The sequence below is a fragment of the Fictibacillus sp. Mic-4 genome (assembly GCF_049843615.1).
Taxonomy (GTDB): domain Bacteria; phylum Bacillota; class Bacilli; order Bacillales; family Fictibacillaceae; genus Fictibacillus_A; species Fictibacillus_A gelatini.
Genome location: NZ_JBBHZM010000009.1, coordinates 15,387 through 33,343, shown reverse-complemented (window position 1 = coordinate 33,343; position 17,957 = coordinate 15,387). Strand labels below are relative to the sequence as shown.

The 17,957-nt window shown below is 41.3% G+C and carries 19 protein-coding genes; 2 read left to right on the top strand and 17 right to left on the bottom strand.

Annotated features, from left to right (window positions below; all coding sequences use genetic code 11):
* Positions 1-26: 26 nt before the first annotated feature.
* The 3 genes from pstA to WD019_RS08400 form a co-directional block, all read right to left on the bottom strand.
* Positions 27-914, bottom strand: coding sequence for a phosphate ABC transporter permease PstA (gene pstA / locus WD019_RS08410; RefSeq protein ID WP_026679066.1), 888 nt, complete (start codon positions 912-914; stop codon positions 27-29).
* Positions 911-1,846: a phosphate ABC transporter permease subunit PstC gene (pstC, locus tag WD019_RS08405; protein WP_026679065.1), complete on the bottom strand. Its 936-nt coding sequence runs from the start codon at positions 1,844-1,846 to the stop codon at positions 911-913. Before pstC ends, pstA begins: the two co-directional genes overlap by 4 nt.
* Positions 1,847-1,922: 76 nt before the next feature.
* Positions 1,923-2,837, bottom strand: a complete 915-nt coding sequence (locus tag WD019_RS08400; protein WP_026679064.1) for a phosphate ABC transporter substrate-binding protein — start codon at positions 2,835-2,837, stop codon at positions 1,923-1,925.
* A gap of 246 nt (positions 2,838-3,083) precedes the next feature.
* Here WD019_RS08400 and WD019_RS08395 point away from each other — a divergent pair, with 246 nt between their 5' ends.
* Complete coding sequence (locus WD019_RS08395) at positions 3,084-3,497, top strand: hypothetical protein (protein ID WP_026679063.1); 414 nt, start codon at positions 3,084-3,086, stop codon at positions 3,495-3,497.
* 172 nt (positions 3,498-3,669) lie between these two features.
* Entirely contained in the window at positions 3,670-3,951 is a 282-nt protein-coding gene (locus tag WD019_RS08390) for a spore morphogenesis/germination protein YwcE (RefSeq protein WP_026679062.1), read from the top strand.
* A gap of 59 nt (positions 3,952-4,010) precedes the next feature.
* Here the strand turns inward: WD019_RS08390 and qoxD are convergent, their stop codons facing one another.
* The 14 genes from qoxD to WD019_RS08320 form a co-directional block, all read right to left on the bottom strand.
* Positions 4,011-4,430: a cytochrome aa3 quinol oxidase subunit IV gene (gene qoxD, locus WD019_RS08385; protein WP_081412738.1), complete on the bottom strand. Its 420-nt coding sequence runs from the start codon at positions 4,428-4,430 to the stop codon at positions 4,011-4,013.
* Complete coding sequence (qoxC, locus tag WD019_RS08380; protein WP_026679061.1) at positions 4,430-5,044, bottom strand: cytochrome aa3 quinol oxidase subunit III; 615 nt, start codon at positions 5,042-5,044, stop codon at positions 4,430-4,432. Before qoxC ends, qoxD begins: the two co-directional genes overlap by 1 nt.
* A 15-nt stretch (positions 5,045-5,059) precedes the next feature.
* Complete coding sequence (gene qoxB, locus WD019_RS08375; RefSeq protein WP_425711207.1) at positions 5,060-7,000, bottom strand: cytochrome aa3 quinol oxidase subunit I; 1,941 nt, start codon at positions 6,998-7,000, stop codon at positions 5,060-5,062.
* A 16-nt stretch (positions 7,001-7,016) separates the two neighbouring features.
* Positions 7,017-7,898, bottom strand: a complete 882-nt coding sequence (gene qoxA, locus WD019_RS08370) for a cytochrome aa3 quinol oxidase subunit II (protein WP_081412746.1) — start codon at positions 7,896-7,898, stop codon at positions 7,017-7,019.
* Positions 7,899-8,326: 428 nt separating this feature from the next.
* Positions 8,327-9,784, bottom strand: coding sequence for a peptidoglycan-binding protein (locus WD019_RS08365; RefSeq protein WP_425711206.1), 1,458 nt, complete (start codon positions 9,782-9,784; stop codon positions 8,327-8,329).
* Positions 9,785-9,964: 180 nt separating this feature from the next.
* The gene (gene nagZ / locus WD019_RS08360) at positions 9,965-11,194 is read right to left on the bottom strand and encodes a beta-N-acetylhexosaminidase (RefSeq protein ID WP_425711205.1); all 1,230 of its coding nucleotides are present in this window, start codon (positions 11,192-11,194) and stop codon (positions 9,965-9,967) included.
* A 73-nt stretch (positions 11,195-11,267) separates the two neighbouring features.
* On the bottom strand, positions 11,268-12,176 hold the full coding sequence (gene metA, locus WD019_RS08355; RefSeq protein WP_026679057.1) for a homoserine O-acetyltransferase MetA: 909 nt from the start codon (positions 12,174-12,176) through the stop codon (positions 11,268-11,270).
* Positions 12,177-12,267: 91 nt separating this feature from the next.
* Positions 12,268-13,359, bottom strand: a complete 1,092-nt coding sequence (locus tag WD019_RS08350) for a serine hydrolase domain-containing protein (RefSeq protein ID WP_425711204.1) — start codon at positions 13,357-13,359, stop codon at positions 12,268-12,270.
* Between the two features lie 250 nt (positions 13,360-13,609).
* The gene (locus tag WD019_RS08345) at positions 13,610-13,906 is read right to left on the bottom strand and encodes a YxcD family protein (protein WP_425711203.1); all 297 of its coding nucleotides are present in this window, start codon (positions 13,904-13,906) and stop codon (positions 13,610-13,612) included.
* Positions 13,894-14,337, bottom strand: a complete 444-nt coding sequence (locus WD019_RS08340) for a hypothetical protein (protein ID WP_026679055.1) — start codon at positions 14,335-14,337, stop codon at positions 13,894-13,896. Before WD019_RS08340 ends, WD019_RS08345 begins: the two co-directional genes overlap by 13 nt.
* Before the next feature lie 95 nt (positions 14,338-14,432).
* Entirely contained in the window at positions 14,433-15,218 is a 786-nt protein-coding gene (locus WD019_RS08335; protein ID WP_425711202.1) for a 2-keto-4-pentenoate hydratase, read from the bottom strand.
* 5 nt (positions 15,219-15,223) lie between these two features.
* Positions 15,224-16,249 (bottom strand): 4-hydroxy-2-oxovalerate aldolase, encoded by a 1,026-nt coding sequence (gene dmpG / locus WD019_RS08330; protein WP_026679053.1) that lies wholly within the window; start codon positions 16,247-16,249, stop codon positions 15,224-15,226.
* On the bottom strand, positions 16,236-17,150 hold the full coding sequence (locus tag WD019_RS08325) for an acetaldehyde dehydrogenase (acetylating) (protein WP_425711201.1): 915 nt from the start codon (positions 17,148-17,150) through the stop codon (positions 16,236-16,238). Before WD019_RS08325 ends, dmpG begins: the two co-directional genes overlap by 14 nt.
* Positions 17,151-17,168: 18 nt before the next feature.
* Complete coding sequence (locus WD019_RS08320) at positions 17,169-17,948, bottom strand: 2-keto-4-pentenoate hydratase (RefSeq protein ID WP_425711200.1); 780 nt, start codon at positions 17,946-17,948, stop codon at positions 17,169-17,171.
* Positions 17,949-17,957 lie beyond the last annotated feature (9 nt).

The following is a 17,957-nucleotide window of genomic DNA, read 5'->3' as shown; positions in this document are numbered from 1 at the left end:
GAAGCATAACGTTTCACCCATTTCTTTTATTTTGCAGCCGTCAGTTTTTTATGAACGAGACTTCCAATCCATCTTGCCAGCAAATTAAATAGAAGAACTGATAAGATGAGAACGGCAGAAGAACCATCTGCCACTTCCTGAACATCAGGAATCAGCCCTTGCGTGTTCACTTTCCAAATATGCACGGCAAGTGTTTCAGCCGGACGAAAGATATTTAATGGAGACGTCTCATCAAACGGATTCCAGTTCGAAAAGTCAAGTCTCGGAGTCGTTAAACCCGCTGTAAAAAGCAATGCAGCAGCTTCACCAAATACGCGGCCAGATGCTAAAATAACTCCTGTTAAAATGGTTGGAAAGGCACTTGGAATCAAGACCGTTTTAATGGTATGCCAGTGCGTAATCCCAAGCGCAAGACTCGCCTCTTTTTGGTCTCTTGGGACGGAACGGATGGCATCTTCACAAACCCTTACTAAAACCGGCAAATTAAAAATGGTAAGCGCAAGTGCTCCGGAGAAAATCGTATATCCCCATCCCGTTAAATTTACAAAAATCAACATCCCGAACATCCCAATAACGATGGACGGCAATGATGCTAATACTTCAATACAGGAACGAATAAAATCGGTTATCTTTCCTGGCTTTGCATATTCAGCCATGTAAATTCCACCACCGAGTCCAAGAGGGACAGCAATCATCATTGTGATTAAAAGAATATAAAAAGAATTAAATAACTGATTGCCAATACCGCCACCCGCCTGGAAATCACTCGAAGGAGAAGTCAGAAAGTCCAATGTCAATTTTCCAAATCCGCGATATAGAATGTAACTTAACAAACCAACTAAAACAAAAATAATGATCGCTGCAATGGCTGTAAAAACGCCCGTTGCAATTTTATTGGCCACTCTGCTATTCATCGGTATTGCCTCCTGGATGAAAGATAACGAATGATTAAAATAAAGATAAATGACATGATTAATAAAATAAGTGCTAAAGACCAGAGTGCATTATTTTCCACACTGCCATATGTCGTATGGCCCATATTCAATGTAATAATTGTCGTTAACGTCCCGGCAGAATCTAAAAGTGATGACGGCAATTCTTTCGTATTTCCAATTACCATCTGAACAGCAAGTGCTTCTCCAAACGCGCGGGCCATTCCTAAAACGATCGCTGTCAAAAGCCCGGGTAAAGCTGCTGGCACCAACACACGGTATATTGTTTGCCATCTCGTTGCCCCGAGCGCGTACGAAGATTCCCTTAATCCTCCAGGAAGTGACCTGAGTGTATCGGTCGCAATACTTGTAACCGTCGGCAAAATCATTACTGATAAGACGATCATGCCTGAAAGGAGGCTAAATCCCTGGCCGCCGACATGGTTGCGAACAAATGGCACTAAGACAGTAAGCCCAATAAAGCCATAGACTACTGATGGAATCCCTACTAACAATTCAATGACTGGTTGAAGAATTTTGCGACCCCATGATGGCGCAATCTCTGTCATGAAGATTGCCCCGCCAATTCCAAGGGGTGCGGCGATCAGTGCCGATAAAAACGTAACGGCAAATGACCCAAAAATAAACGGAAGGGCACCATAGGAAGGGCCGTTCCCTCCATCTTTCCCCATATCCCATACTGTTCCAGTTAAAAATTCAACAGCATTTATTCCATTTACTAAAAAGGACTGCAACCCTTTTGTACCTAAAAAAATCGTAATGGAAATCGTTGCGGCAATAATGAGAATGGCACTAATGAGAACAATTGATTTCCCTCTCATCTCCATTTTTAATGCTGCACGATTCGATTTTTTCAACAACCGCTCGCTTGCAGTTGAAAACTCTTTCGCCATGTTGCTCCCCTTTCTAAACGTTACAAGAGGGTAATTATCCAATCGGATAGTTACCCCGGGTTGTAAGTGTTTTGACTTATTTCACATTGCTTATTTTTCCTTCAGCATTGCGCTCGACTTTCATTTTTGACACAGGAATATATCCTTGTTTTGCAACAACGCCGTTTTGCACTTCATCGCTCATTAAATAGTCAAGGAACTGTTTAGCAAGCCCTTTTGGCTCACCTTTTGTATAAGAGTGTTCATACGCCCAAATCGGAAATTTCCCATTGATGACATTCTCTTCTTTAGGCTCTACTCCATCGATGCTTAAACCTACCACTTTATCATCATTTAAATAAGATAGGGCAAGGTATCCGATCGCTCCAGGCGTTTCAGAAATAATTTTCTTTACCGTGTTCGATGAATCTTCAGTAACGCCTTCCGCTGTTTTTGCACCATTTAAACCATATTTAACGAATACTGAACGAGTTCCGGAAGAATCCGGACGGTTAACAAGCGTGATTTTTTGATCTTTTCCACCGAGTTCTTTCCAGTTCTTGATTTTTCCTGAAAATACTTTAATTAAATCTTTTTTCGAAATATCTTTAATACCAACATCAGGGTTTACCGCAGCCGTAATGCCGACAACGGCAATTTTGTGATCGACTAAATCTTTAGCATTGATTCCTTCTTTTTCTTCCGCAAATACGTCAGAGTTTCCGATTTGTACAGATCCTTCAGAAACCTGGCTGAGTCCTGTTCCGCTTCCGCCGGCTTGAACTTGAATGTCAGCTTTCGTATTTTTTTGCATAAATTGTTCAGCTGCTGCCGCTGCGAGTGGCTGCATTGCGCTTGAACCGGAAACAACAATTGAGCCGGAACCTTGTTCTTCCTTCGCTCCATTATTTTTATTTTGCGAATTGCCCTGTGCATCTTTGTTTCCACATGCAGAGGCAAGGAGTAACATTGTTAGGGTTAATGCGAAAAGCATGATTTTTTTAATGTTCATTGATTTTCTTCCTCCTCATAAATGGACTGTCTTTTTAAAGAAATTGCATCCCCGAATTGCGTTTTTTTCTTGTTTGAAGAGCATTCCCCCCAGGACTTGTTTTGCTTTACATACTAACCATAAAGCTTTTTTGTTTAGCTAGATTGAAGCTAATGTAAAGGTTTTGTAAATAAAGACAACCTGGTCTATTTTCCATATCAGCTCATATGCTATACCGAACAATAAAAGGGATGGGGGTTGTATTTTGTGGCTGGAACGAATGTAGGAAAGGCAGAAATAACGAATGAAATGGTAAGCCGTTTTCACGAATTAAGTGTACAAGCTAAAGAAATTGAAGGCGAACTGAAGGAACTTAAAAAACGTTTTAATGCTTATTTTGATCAAACGGTAGGGGAAAATAGTAAAGGCGAATTATGTATCGGCGATTTTAAATTGCAGAGGCAAATACGGAAAACGGAAAACTATCATGAAACAAAAACGGTCCAAAAATTAGAAGAGCTCAATTTAACTGACTGCATTCGCATTGTAAAGCAACCGGACAAAGAAAAGATCGATGCCGCCCTGACACTTGGAATCATTCCCGAATCTGTATTAAATGATTGTCTTGTTCAAAAATTTGCGCACGTAGTCGTTGTTAAAAAAACAAGATCCCGACTGTAAAACATACAGTCGGGATTCTTTCAATAGGTTTTTTAATTAAATTTAATAATATCGACTTTACCACTTTTAATTTTCAGAATTCTGTTGTATACTAATTGTAACAAAAGGTTCACAAAATATCCTTACTTTTGTCACACTTGTAAGCGGTATCTACCAGATAGGAGTGATTTGAATGGATGTTTTTGTAGTTTATTTATTAGTTGCGACAGCTACACCGCTGTTTTTATGGGAACATAGTAAAAAATTAGCTCTTGCCCAGCTGCCGTTTATTGCATGTATTTGGGCTTACTTCATACTTTATTTCACAACCACTATCGGCACAACAGCTCATATTCTTTTTGGCATTGTGTTTGCCGCCAATATTATTTTTGCTCACATCGCTGCTTACCTTATTTATATCGCACCAGCGATTAAACGCAAAAAAATGCAAAATAAAAATCTTATTTATAAATAATACTTGATACAGACAAAGCCTCTTGCTATTCGCAAGAGGCTTTTGTTATTCAATCAAAACTATTTATTAGAGCCCATGTCCATATCACTCATGTTGTGTCCATCATGCTCCATGTTATGCTTTTCATGTCTTTCATGGCTGTTGTGTTTCTTTTTATCCATTGGCATATCGTGATACATTCCTGGCATCGCCATCACCCAGACTGAACCGGCTGCAACTGTAATCGCGATAAATGCCGCGTAAATCATCGTTCCTGTTTGAATGCCTTTCGATCCTTCTTTAATATGCATGAACATAAGAAGCTGAAGGACCGCTTGTAAAAAGGCGAAGATAAAGATGATGATTAGCTTTGCTTTAACTGAAAAATTCGTGTGCAAGGCAAACCATAAAGCAACAATCGTTAACACAATTGAAAGCACGAAACCGACAATATGGGACCACGGGAAATGGTTGTGTGATGTATTTTGTTTTGCTGCCATTACATCATCACCCACCCTGTCAAATAAACTGCTGTAAAGATGAAAATCCATACAAAGTCGAGGAAGTGCCAGTAAAGACTTGAAATAAATAATTTACGTGTCGTTACGGGCGTTAATCCACGGCTAGCAACTTGAATCAAGATACAAATGATCCAGCCAACCCCCATCGTTACGTGCAATCCGTGCGTACCAACAAGGACGAAGAACCCGGATAAAGCGGCACTAGTTTGAAGCGATGCCCCTTCTCCAACGTAAGAAATAAATTCGTCGATTTCAAATCCAAGGAAACCGAGTCCAAGCAATAACGTAATAATCATCCAGACGACTAATCCTTTTTGATTATTCCGTCTCATTTCATGAATGGCAAGACCACATGTAAAACTACTTGCTAGTAGTAAAAACGTTTCAATTAACACACCTTTAAGTTCAAAGAGATCCGTTAACATTGGACCGCCGGCATTTCTGTGCATGAGCACAAGGTACGTTCCAAATAATGTCGAAAACAGCGCGACTTCCGCTCCGAGGAAAACCCAGAAGCCAAGAATATTTAAGCGACCTTGTTCGGATTGATATTCTAAAGGCGTGTTAGAATCGTACTTTTCACTATGTTCCATTATGTCACGCCTCCTTTATACCGTAATATTTTCTGTTTCTTTAATTTCTTCAACACTGACATGATAGCCGTCGTCATAATCAAACGAACGAAGAGCTAAACAAAGCAAGATTCCTGCTCCTCCGACGATTGCCATCGGCCACCATTCCCAGACAAGACCAAAACCGGCAATAAAGAGGAATACAGACATGACAAACGGTCTTCCCGAGTTGCTTGGCATGTGAATCGGTTTAACTTCTTCAGGCTTAAGCTTCATAGAAACGCCTTCTTGCTTCATTTTCCAGAATGCATCATAGCCTGTTACTACAGGGATTTTTGCAAAGTTATAGTGTGGCGGAATCGCTGATGATGTTGCCCATTCAAGCGTACGTCCATCCCAAGCATCCCCTGTTTCTTCACGTTTGGAGTGACGGAAACTGTAGTAAACGTTGTATACGAGAACAATAAAGCCAGCTCCCATTAAAAATGCCCCAACAGTTGAAAGCATATTAAGGCTGAACCATCCAGTATCTGCTCCGTATGTGAAAATACGGCGAGGCATTCCATCGAGTCCTAAGAAGAACTGTGGCAAGAAACAAATGTTAAATCCAATGATGAATAACCAGAAACACCATTTACCAAGCCGTTCATTTAACTTATGGCCAAACATTTTCGGATACCAGTAATGGAACCCGGCAAAACAGCCAAAAACAGTACCGGCAATCAACGTATAATGGAAGTGTGCGATTAAGAAATACGTATTATGGTATTGATAGTCCGCTGCGGCCATCGCAAGCATAACACCTGTCACACCACCGATGACAAAGTTTGGTATAAAGGCAAGCGCCCATAACATCGGCGTCGTAAATTGAATTTTTCCTCGATACATCGTAAACAGCCAGTTAAATATCTTAACCCCTGTCGGAATAGAAATAAGCATCGTTGAAATCGAGAAGAAATCGTTCACTGCCGCTGTGTTACCCATCGTAAAGAAGTGGTGAACCCAGACGATAAAGCTAAGCACAGAAATAACGATCATTGAATAAACCATTGCTTTATAGCCGAATATCGTTTTCTTAGCAAATGTGCTAATAATATCTGAAAACATGCCGAAAGCAGGTAAAATAACGATATATACTTCCGGGTGACCCCATAACCAGAACAGGTTGGCCCACATCATATCTAAACCGCCGCCATCTAAAGTAAAGAAATGGCTGCCGAAAAGACGGTCAAATGTCAATAATGCTAATGCTACCGTTAAAATCGGGAAAGCAAAAATAATGATGACACATGTAATTAACGAAGACCATGTAAACATCGGCATTTGGAATAGCTTCATTCCCGGTGCACGCATTTTGAAGATCGTTACAAGGAAGTTAACCCCTGTTAACAAGGTACCAATCCCTGATAGCTGCAAGCCGAGAAGGTAATAGTTTTCCCCTGGTCCCGGGCTCATTTCATTACTGGCAAGCGGCATGTAACTCGTCCAGCCAGCATCAGGTGAACCGCCAATGACAAAAGAAATGTTAAACAGCATCGCTCCCATAAAAAATGACCAGAAGCTGATGGCATTTAAATATGGATAGGCAACATCCCGTGCGCCAATCTGAAGCGGTACCGCTATGTTCATTAAGCCAATGATAAACGGCATTGCCATAAATAGAATCATAATTGTACCGTGTGTTGTGAAAATTTCATTATAGTGCTGTGACTCTAAAAATTTCGCATTTGGTACAGCAAGCTGCGTACGCATTAACAGGGCATCTACTCCTCCCCTGAAAAGCATGGCTATAGCAGCGATAATATACATAATCCCAATTTTTTTATGATCAACTGTGGTAAGCCATTCTTTCCACAGCCATTTCCACTTTTTAAAATACGTTAATACAAAAACGATCGCAACCATTGTTAATACGATCGATACGTCCGCACCATAAATAAGCGGATCGCCGGTTACAAAAAACTTGTCTAAACTCATTATGCTTCCTCCTCTCTTAATGAGATTGAGATTCTTCTTTTCCTAATTTTTTGCGCACTTTCAGTGCATACTCCTGGTCTTTCGCGTGATCGACCCATTTTAAATGAGTAGAAGAAAACGTCATTTTCTTCACATTGCCTGGCAACATTAAGTGATCATATTGATCTTTCGTTAGTTTAGGTGCTTTGCTTTGAGTATCTTTTACCCAATTATTGAAATCATTCTCCGTTTGCGCCTTTACTGTAAAGGTTTGGTTCGCCATTCCTTTTCCGGTAAAGTTTGAATTTCTTCCTAAGTAAGTACCTGTATGATCGGCCTGCAAGTATAGTTTCGTCTCCATTCCAGCCATACCATATTCCTGTCCGCCTAATTGAGGAATCCAAAACGACGACATGGAATCTGCTGATGTAATTTTAAACAAAATTGGACGATCTTCCGGAATGTTAATATAATTGACCGTCTCTATATTTTGTTTCGGGTAAGTGAACACCCATTTCCAATCAACTGACGTGGCATGAATCACAAGCGGATCTTTATGTGATGTTGCTTTTGGAGGTTTATCCAACGAATGAATCGTTTTTACAGTTGGAACGGCAAGGGCAATGACAATCACGATCGGAATGGCCGTCCAAAGAACTTCGAGCCACTTGCTTCCCTCTTGCTCAGGATCATATCCTTTATGCCCCACTCGATCCCGATATTTAACAACGATCCATGTAAACAAAACAAAAACAACAACGACGATAAATAGCATGAAACCAATAGACCAATTAATCAAATCTTTTTGTTGTTCTGCTACAGGACCCTTTGGATCAAGCACGGTTAATTGACAACCGCCTAACAAAAAAACGGCAAACATTAGCCCAATAGTGACTAACGATTTGAATGGCTTAAACACCACATTCACCTTCCTTCTAATAAACATATAAACAAAATCGACGAAAACGAAACCACACATTAATAGTGTGTTCAAAAAGGAGGCAAAAAAAGCCGAAAGATCTAAAAGACACAGCTTTTTCAGTTTAATACATCGAGTGATATGAACGCAAGCTGGTGAAGCGATCATGGGCTTTTTCCGAACTTTTGAACTACACTTAATAGTAAGTATCATTTCTATAAATAGCTTTTGCTTATATATCCTAGCAAAGTACACGCTTTAAAAATACACGTTTTGAAAAGTGACATGGTTTCTTCATGAATTGCTCACGACTTTTTCACATTTCTTTCATAAATTAGCCACAATATTACCAGGTAATACCTAACATGGGATTGAAAGAGTTTTCAATTTAAATACAAAAAAAGAGCAGACGTATACGCCTACTCTTTTTAATAATACCGTTTAGACCCTAAATAACGTTGTTTCCAATAGGAGTTGCTCATCAATGCTGTCGTTACCCCTGTTTTCTCATCGCCGCAGTGGACAAATTGTCCCTTTCCTATGTAAATACCTACATGTGAAGCACCGGGCTTGTACGTTTCAAAAAAGACAAGATCGCCAACCTGGGGCTCAGAAAGTTTCTTTCCTTCCTGCCACATTTGGGAGACGGTTCGCGGTAACTGAATGCTATTTTTGCTATAAACATATTGGACAAATCCACTGCAGTCAAATCCTTTAGGGGTTGTTCCTCCCCATACATACGGCTTGCCTAATAATTCGATAGCATCAGCGACGACATTAATCGGATTGAATGAAGGGTTATTGGTCTTAGGAGTTGAAGTTCCTTTTTCCAATTGTTCATCGATCTTTTTTAAAGTAAGCGAATCGGCCTGTCCGGTTACAGGAAGTCCTGTACTTGACTGAAAATCACTGACAGCACGTTTCGTAACCGTACCAAAATACCCGGTTACTCCTACTTTGAAAAAGCCGAGAGTCTTTAAGTTAAATTGCAATTGTTCTACTTCTTTGCCGCGCATTCCTTCTTTTAAAACAACATTTGTCTGAGTCGTGGTCGGCTTCGGTTTTGGCTTTGGTTTTTCGGGTTTTGGCATAATGTTTTTATACAACATATGAAGTGTTGTTTCATCCGCGATCCCTGTCACTTTTAACTTTCTCGTTTTTTGAAAATCTTTTACCGATTGCTCTGTAACTATTCCGAAATACCCGGTTACTCCTGCTTTAAAAAAGCCAAGTTCTTTTAATCTGGTTTGCAGTTTTTCAACATCCTTCCCTCTCATCCCAATCTTTAATGGCTTGTTTTTACCCGCCGAAGAGGCACCGTCTTGCTTATTCTCTTTTTTATAGAGCCGATCAAGTGTTGATTGATCAGCGATCCCCGTTACCTTTAGCCTTTTTGAACGCTGGAAGTCTTTCACCGATTGTTCGGTAACTGCACCGTAATATCCGGTCACACCCACTTTAAAAAATCCGAGTTCTTTTAACTTGATCTGCAGCTTTTCAACTTCTTTCCCGCGCATTCCTTTTTTTAACGTTGCGGAAGATTTTGTAGAAGTTACCCGTTTGGCCGTAATGCTTTTTTTCGAATACTCGGTAAGCATTCGATATGTATTCTTGCCAACAACCCCATCAATCTGTATCCCCATATCTCGCTGAAACTTTTTTACTGCGTCTTCCGTAATTTTCCCATAATACCCGGTAGCTTCAGGATAAGTAAAATACCCATACTTTTTCAATCGCGATTGAAGTTCCCTTACATCTGCATGCTTCATGCCTTTGTGAAGCGTATGATCTCCAAATGCAGCCTTACCTACAATAGGTGCTGCCATAAAAGAACCTGCTACCGCCGAAGTAAATACAACCGTTTTAAGTACCGTATGTCTCCCCATCTTTCCCCCTCTTTCTTTTCTAATTTTCACACTATTAAAACAAATTATAGAATAAATCTACATTTTTGACCATCCTTTGTACTCCTACTGTCAAAAAATTCTCTCTTTCTTTAAATCGGTTTAAATTTGAATCTTTTTAGCGAAAAAAGAAAAAACTGCAATCCTTTGTCGGATGCAGTTTTAATCCATATAACGATGTAATGTTTCTTGAATGGAGCGGTTGATCCCCTTCACATCAACCGATTGAACAGGCGAATTGGTAAGTTTGTATTTTTGTTTTAATGAGATAATTTTATAAACGCTAGAATTAATTTTGCTTTCTGGTACTGTTCCTTTTTGGACAGCTGACTTAATCGCTTTGATTACTGTAATGACTTGATTGTAGTCATGGCCAATTAATATGACATTGCTTCCGCTATTTACAGATTTGACCGCCGCATCTCCGATTGAATAATGTTTCGTGATCGCACCCATCGTCATGTCATCGGTCATTACGACTCCTTTGAACTTCATTTCTTTTCTCAACACATCGGTAATCATTCGTTTCGAAAAAGTTGCCGGGTTGCTCGAATCAATTTTCGGCAAAAGAATGTGCGCTACCATAACTACATCCGCACCTTTTGTAATCGATTGCTTAAACGGGACAAGCTCGAATTTCCGTAATTGGTCGAGGTTTTTAGTAACCTTTGGCAAACCGATGTGTGAATCTACCGATGTATCGCCGTGCCCGGGAAAATGTTTAACGACCGGGATAACATTTTGCCCTTTGATCCCTTTCATCGTTTCAATCCCGAGATGACTCACCTTTTTTGAATCAGAACCGAACGAACGATCACCGATTACCGGATTGTTCGGATTGCTGTTAATATCAAGAACGGGGGCAAAATCAAGATTAAATCCGATCGCCTTTAGTTCCTTACCTAATAGAGTCCCGATTTCATATGAAAACTCCGGACGATTTACTTTTCCAATCTCTCCGCTACTCGGTATTTTTTTCCAGTCGTCCGGCAAACGCTGGACACGTCCGCCTTCCTGATCCACCCCTAAAAAAAGAGGCATTTTGTTATCTGAATTTTCTTTTTTAAGCCCATTTAATAAAGCCAGCGTCTGGTTAGTAGATTGAATGTTAGGCTTATAGAGTATAACCCCACCGACTTTATACCGATCAATTAACGTTTTCGTGTTGGCATTCATTGTCGTTCCGTCAATGCCGGCAAAGATCATTTGCCCAATTTTCTCATCGAGCGACATCTTCGCAATTATTTTTTCCGTACTATTTTCATTCTGATTCTTTTGTTTCGATTCAGTTGCTTCATCATCCGTTTTAACAACCGTCTCGCTCTTATGGTTGCCGCAAGCCGTAATCGAAAGAAAGAGGAATAGAATAACAATCGCCTTTACCATTTTCATCCTCTAACCCCCCTTGATAGAATGAGAGGGCATGTACGATTCATGCCCTCTGTAAAACCGTTCACAACCGCCCTTATTCCCACTTGTATGGCGTTTCCTGATACACATAGTAGTTCAGCCAGTTGGAGAAAAGAAGATGGGCATGTGAACGCCATTGATGCAACGGTTTCTCATTTGGATTATCATTCGGAAAATAATGTTCCGGGACTTGGACATCCAGACCTTTAGCGAGATCGCGCTCGTATTCCTGGGCAAGCGTTTGTCCATCATATTCCAAATGGCCTGTCATCATAATATGCTTTTCGTCTTTAGAAATAATTAAAAACGGGCCGGCCTCATCCGAATGTGAAAGCAAGATTAAATCATCATGTGACATTAGTTGCTCCATCAAAATATCCGTATAGCGGGAATGCGGAGCTGTAAATTCATCATCAAATCCTCTTACTAGTTTAACAGTAGGATGAGTAATGCGGTGTTTATACACACCGGAACATTTTTGCTTCAACTCAAACTTATCAATCCCATAGTGATAATAAAGGGCGGCCTGTGCTCCCCAACAAATGTGCAGTGAAGAAGTCACATTCGTTTTTGACCATTCCATAATTTCTGTCAATTCATTCCAATAATTCACTTCTTCAAAAGGTAACAATTCAACAGGCGCTCCGGTAATAATCATGCCGTCAAAACGACGGTGTTTTACATTTTCAAATGTCGTATAAAACTGCTCAAGGTGTGATTTGCTCACATTTTTTGATTCATGTGTCGCCGTATGGATAAAATTAATGTTCACTTGAAGCGGGGTATTTCCAAGAAGACGCAATAGCTGAGCTTCCGTCTTTTCTTTTTCCGGCATTAAATTCAAAATCAAAATATTTAAAGGACGAATATCCTGGCTGCTTGCCCGTTCATCGTCCATTACAAAAATATTTTCCTTTTCAAGAATTTCTCGTGCTGGTAATCTCTTAGGAATGTTAATTGGCAACGGTCTATCCCCCTATGTTCGAATTTTCAATAAATCTATTATAAAGGGCGATGCACTATTCAGCAATGGATTCGTGTCCGCTCCCAAAATTTTACTTCTCCATTGTTGAAGAGCCATTCTCCAATCGAGTAAAAATTTGATTATTTACTTTACGGAATGATGGAATTGTATGTTGGACATTTGAAAGCAAGACAACATAAATACGTCCGTCCCGGCTGTATCCATTCATTCCTTCAAAACCCGGCATAACGCCATGTGAGTAATACTTATCGCGATTTACATACCAGCCAAAACCATAATATGCTTTAAATGGAGCATTTATCTGTTGATAGCTATTTTTTGAAACCAATTTCCCTGTACGTAACGCGTTATCAAACTTATATAGATCGTAAGCCGTCATATAAATGTCTCCGCATCCCAATAATTGTGAAAAATGAGGGATAGCTGGCTTATAGAACCCGAAAGTCGTGTTAAAGTAACCGGTAGAAGGATGCTTCTCTTTACGAAAATCCTCGCCGAATCCGGAGTGGTGCATCCCGGCTTTTTGAAAAATATGATCCTTTATATATTGATGTAAAGTTTCGCCTGAAACTTTCTCAATAATAAGCCCAAGAAGCGTGTAATTGGAATCGGAATAATTCCATTCTGTACCGGGGGGAAAAAGCAAAAAGCGGGCGTCCATCTCAATTTTCTTTAAAAGCGCTTCTTTTGACATTCTTCTGCTCGTTTCTGAACGATAAGGCAGTCCCGACGTATGTGTCAGCAAATGATACAGTTTAATGTCATCGGCATAAGGAAAAGATGGGAAATACTCTGACAGCCGATCATTGATGTTCACTTTCCCTTCTTCTTGAAGCTGCATAAACGCTGTTGAAACAAACGACTTCGTAATTGAACCGATATAATAGACGGTTTCCGGATTGTTCATGCTCCCTGTCTTTACATCTGAAAAGCCAAAGCCTTTATTTAAAATCGTTTTGCCGTCTTTTACAATAACCGCTGTGCCATTAAAATGGATACGCTTTAAATAGTCATCTACCCTTTCTTTTTCCATCCATTCAAGTGAAGATTTTTTCGTTCTTTTCACACTTTGCGGCGTTTGGTCACAATAGGCACAAAAAGCTCCCCCGACAATCAATAGACAAAGAAATGTAGCAATAATAATTGTTTTTTTGTTAAGCATAGTAAAGCTCTCTTATCATTATTTAAACTAACAATATTATAGTATAGCCCTATTAAGAGTACCAGTTTAACATCACTGCATTTCCCCACATGCCAAATATCTTTTAAATTCGCGATCGATACCGAGCCAGGTTGTAAATTGACAAATTTTTCCTTTGTATTCAAAATTATATTGTTATGATAATGAACATTCAAATTTTTGGGAGATGATCAAAAAAAGCTTAACCAGCAATTTAAAGCTGGTTAAGCTTTTAATGGTATTTAACAATCGCGATAATCCCCTCATCATCATCCAGCACGAGCTCTATTCCGGCTGAAACCGGGTCGATGTTCGTTTCGCTATCAAGCCAAAAGCGAAGCGCTTCAATAATGTTTGCCTCAATCAACACTTGCTTTCTTCCGTTTGCATAAACTTCGGCAGAGAAACCGTAATCGTCGTCATAAAGCAGCTCTACCTCAATCTCTTCAGGCGTCATCTCCCGTTTATTTGCTGTAAATAAACAAAGCGCGTTGACAACATCCTGTTCGAATAGTGTTATCTTCTCCATGGGTTGTACTCTTCTTTCTTCCTTTTATTTTTGAAAAACCTGAAGATGCTGGTAATGACTGAAATGAGCACAATAATCGCCAGAACATTAACCATCAACCCTAAGATGGAGCCCAGGATGCCGAGGTGCCCGAATAGCCCGCCAAACAATAGTCCAGCAAGTCCGCCAAGCATTAAGCCTTTTAAAAATCCGCCGCTTTTTTTGGAAGTCTTGGAACTGTTAAACATGTTCGTTCCTTTTTGCTTGTTCGTTTGATGATTGTTCTTATTGAATATAGAACCATTGCTTCCTTTATTCGTCTTAAATGACTTCACGCCGGATCGATAGCCTTTCGCCATTGCCTGGTCAGAACTTTTATGGAAAACAGCATCTCCTACAGGCGTTAACAATAAGGTTAAAACTGTTAAAGCTGCAATTATTTTTTTGAACACTTACAAATTCCTCCCTTATAGTAGAAACCGCTTCTTGACTACTATTACGTAGGGGAAATTAAAAAGTTTCAACTTTTTTTCAGGCAGGGATTGATTTATTTGCAAAAGAACGAAACGCTGCCCAGACCGTCAAATTGAGCTAGACATGAATCTCCCGCTTCAAAAGCGACCGCTTCAGATAAAGCGCCGCTTAAGACGATGTCTCCTTTTTTCAAGCCTTCGCCACGCTCCCCCAGCTTATTAACCGCCCAGGCAACGGCTTGAGCGGGATTCCCGAGCACAGCAGCGCCCGCTCCAACTGTAGCCACTTCTCCATTTTTAGACATGACCATCCCGATCTCCGCCAAATCAATGGAGTCTGGAGACACCCATTTGCTTCCTACTATAAATTGCGCAGAAGAACAATTATCCGCAACAACATCGACAAGTGTAAACTTGAAGTCTTTATACCGGCTGTCGATAATCTCAATGGCGGGCGCAACATATTTCGTAGCACGTAATACATCATCAGCAGTAACATCCTGCCCTTGCAAATCTTCCCCCATTAAAAAAGCAATTTCCGGCTCGGCTTTCGGATGGATAAAACGTCTATAGTCAACCGGCTCCCATTCTACACTAAGCATATTGTCCAACAAATACCCATAGATCGCTTCATTAATTCCCATCATCTGTTGCTTCGCCTTGCTCGTTAAACCAAGCTTAACCCCTATTCTTCTGGCTCCATCGGCGATTTTCCGGTCGATCAGCTTCTTTTGCAGTTCATATGCTTCCTTAATTGTCAATTCAGGATTTTGGTCGGTCAGTTTATGAACTTCCCGAACTTCTTGCTCAGCCGCTAAAAGGTAGTCGATCATTTCTCTATCCGTTCTTTTTGTTATCATCGTCCCTAAACCTCCATTTTCGCTCTCGAAAGTTCGGCGGCGACATCCAAAATCATATCTTCCTGTCCACCGACGACTTTCCTTTTGCCTAACTCGATTAAAATATCACGAGGGTCGATGCCGAATCGTTTCCCCGCCCGTTCAGCATGCAGCAAAAAGCTGGAATAGACGCCTGCGTAGCCCATAATCAAACTTCCTTTTCCTATTTCCTGCGGCCTTGGCAGCATTGGGGCGATGATGTCCTCCGCCAAATCGATCATTTGATATAAATTAACCCCTGTATCAAGCCCCATTCGGCGCAGCACGGCAAGGAGCACTTCCGTTTGTGTATTTCCGGCACCTGCTCCTAAACAGCGCACACTTCCATCGATTCTTGTTGCGCCTTCTTCAATTGCCGTTATGGTGTTTGCAACGGCCACTGATAAATTGTTATGGCCATGGAACCCAATTTCAATCTCAAGCGAAGCTCTAAGCGCCCTCATTCGTTCACGGACTTCATGCGGAAGCAGAGTGCCGGCCGAATCCGTTACATACACTGCCTCAGCTCCATAACTCTCCATCAGTTTTGCTTGTTCGACAAGCTTCTCGACAGGTGCTGAATGAGCCATCATTAAAAAGCCAACCGCTTCCATTCCCAGTTCACGGGCCAAATAAATATGTTGGGCGGAGACGTCCGCTTCTGTAACATGTGTCGCTACTCGGACCAATCCCGCCCCAAGCTCGCGTGCCTTTTTTAATTCGTGCACCGTCCCAATCCCCGGGAGCAAGAGTACAGCAACCGTTGCCTGTTTACATGCCTGAACTGCCGCCTCGATCAATTTCATTTCATCGACGAGCGATTGGCCATACTGGATGGTCGAACCTCCCAATCCATCGCCGTGGCTTACTTCAATATAATGCATTCCTGCTTCATCGAGGGCTTTTGCGATAGTGTACACTTGTTCTTCCGTAAATTGGTGGGCAATCGTATGGCTTCCATCGCGGAGGCATACTTCCGTCAGCTTGATTGGTTTCTCACTATTTCGTTTCAAGCGTCTCAACCCTTTCTTCATCTTCCGTTCTATCTAATTGTAAAATTTGACGGGCGAAATCCTCTCCTACTCGGACAGCTGCGGCCGTCATAATATCCAGATTTCCGGCGTAAGGAGGAAAATAATCGCCGGCGCCTTCCACTTCCAAAAAAACAGTTACACGGTTCCCGTCAAATAACGGCTCTTGTTTTAAACGATATCCAGGCACATATTCCCGAACTTTATTAACCATTTCTTCAATTGATTGCCGGATGCCTTTTTCATCCATGTTCTTTACTTCACAATAAATCGTATCGCGCATCAGGATTGGAGGTTCAGCGGGATTGAGGATAATGATCGCTTTTCCTCTATCCGCCCCGCCTACCTGTTCAATCCCGCGGCGTGTTGTAATTGTAAATTCATCGATGTTTGCCCGAGTACCAGGACCCGCGCTTCGGCTTGAGATCGTTGCGACAATCTCGGCATATGCGACATCAGCTGCCCGATTAATGGCATAAACGATCGGAATGGTCGCCTGTCCCCCGCACGAAATCATATTGACATTTTTCGCCTTTACCTTTTTACCGGAGTTTACTGCTGGACAAAGAAAAGGGCCGATTGCCGCCGGCGTTAAATCAATCGCCAACGTTCCTAACTCATCTAATATTTTTGCGTGTCTTACATGCGCTTTTGCCGATGTCGCATCAAATGCGATGTCCGCAATGTCCGGGTGATCAATTAACCCTTGAATGCCATTGGTAAAAATTTGATAGCCTGATTCCTTTGCCCGCTTTAACCCTTCTGATTCCGGATCAATTCCAATCATCGCTGTCAACTCAACCCAATTACTTCGCTCTAACTTATACATTAAATCCGTTCCAATATTGCCTGAACCGATAATGGCTGCTTTTACTTTACGCATTGCAGTTCACCTCGCTTTTTACTCAAAGCTAACGGACACCGAACCGAGAGAGCCAAACTGTGCGGTAATGGTGTCGCCTGCCGCTACTTCAATAGCCCCGGATAACGCTCCAGGTAAAATCAGTTCACCTGCTTTTAGCGGAATATCATATTCATAAAGCTTATTCGCAAGCCAGGCGACGGCATGAGCCGGATGTCCAAGTGCAGCCGCACCGGCGCCAGTTGCTGCCACATCCCCATTTTTTAAAAGCACCATGCTCGTGCTCCTCAAATCAAGTGCTGCCATCTCCCTACGTTGTTCACCAATTACGACTTTTGCGGACGAGCCGTTGTCGGCAACCGTATCTTCCAGTTTAATGTTCCAGTCCGAAATGCGGCTGTCGATTATTTCAAGTGCTGGGACCAGGAATTCGGTAGCCATCATCACATCAATAAACGTAACGTTTGGCTTAAATAAATCCGCTCCAAGAATAAACCCGATTTCCGCCTCCACTTTCGGCATTATCATTGAATTCATTTGAACGGTTTCCCCGCTCTTCACTTTCATATCATCAAACAAATGGCCATAATCCGGCTCGTCAACATTGAGCATCTTTTGCATCGCTTTGCTTGTCAAGCCTACTTTCTTCCCGATAACTTTTCTGCCGTCTTTCAGTCTTCTTTTTACCGCTTCCAATTGTATGCGATAAGCATCGTTGGCTGTTAACTCCCGATAACGGGTAGTCAGCGGATCTATTGGTTGTTTTGACAGTTCCGCCTTAAGCAATTCTTCGGCTAATTCTTCGATAATGGATGGCATTCAATCGTT

Bases quoted from the DNA above. Each gene is read 5' to 3' on its own strand.
- pstA (WP_026679066.1), bottom strand. From the start codon at position 914: ATGAATAGCAGAGTGGCCAATAAAATTGCAACGGGCGTTTTTACAGCC.
- pstC (WP_026679065.1), bottom strand. From the start codon at position 1,846: ATGGCGAAAGAGTTTTCAACTGCAAGCGAGCGGTTGTTGAAAAAATCG.
- WD019_RS08400 (WP_026679064.1), bottom strand. From the start codon at position 2,837: ATGAACATTAAAAAAATCATGCTTTTCGCATTAACCCTAACAATGTTA.
- WD019_RS08390 (WP_026679062.1), top strand. From the start codon at position 3,670: ATGGATGTTTTTGTAGTTTATTTATTAGTTGCGACAGCTACACCGCTG.
- qoxD (WP_081412738.1), bottom strand. From the start codon at position 4,430: ATGGCAGCAAAACAAAATACATCACACAACCATTTCCCGTGGTCCCAT.
- qoxC (WP_026679061.1), bottom strand. From the start codon at position 5,044: ATGGAACATAGTGAAAAGTACGATTCTAACACGCCTTTAGAATATCAA.
- qoxB (WP_425711207.1), bottom strand. From the start codon at position 7,000: ATGAGTTTAGACAAGTTTTTTGTAACCGGCGATCCGCTTATTTATGGT.
- WD019_RS08365 (WP_425711206.1), bottom strand. From the start codon at position 9,784: ATGGGGAGACATACGGTACTTAAAACGGTTGTATTTACTTCGGCGGTA.
- nagZ (WP_425711205.1), bottom strand. From the start codon at position 11,194: ATGAAAATGGTAAAGGCGATTGTTATTCTATTCCTCTTTCTTTCGATT.
- WD019_RS08350 (WP_425711204.1), bottom strand. From the start codon at position 13,359: ATGCTTAACAAAAAAACAATTATTATTGCTACATTTCTTTGTCTATTG.
- WD019_RS08345 (WP_425711203.1), bottom strand. From the start codon at position 13,906: ATGGAGAAGATAACACTATTCGAACAGGATGTTGTCAACGCGCTTTGT.
- WD019_RS08335 (WP_425711202.1), bottom strand. From the start codon at position 15,218: ATGATAACAAAAAGAACGGATAGAGAAATGATCGACTACCTTTTAGCG.
- WD019_RS08325 (WP_425711201.1), bottom strand. From the start codon at position 17,150: ATGCGTAAAGTAAAAGCAGCCATTATCGGTTCAGGCAATATTGGAACG.
- WD019_RS08320 (WP_425711200.1), bottom strand. From the start codon at position 17,948: ATGCCATCCATTATCGAAGAATTAGCCGAAGAATTGCTTAAGGCGGAA.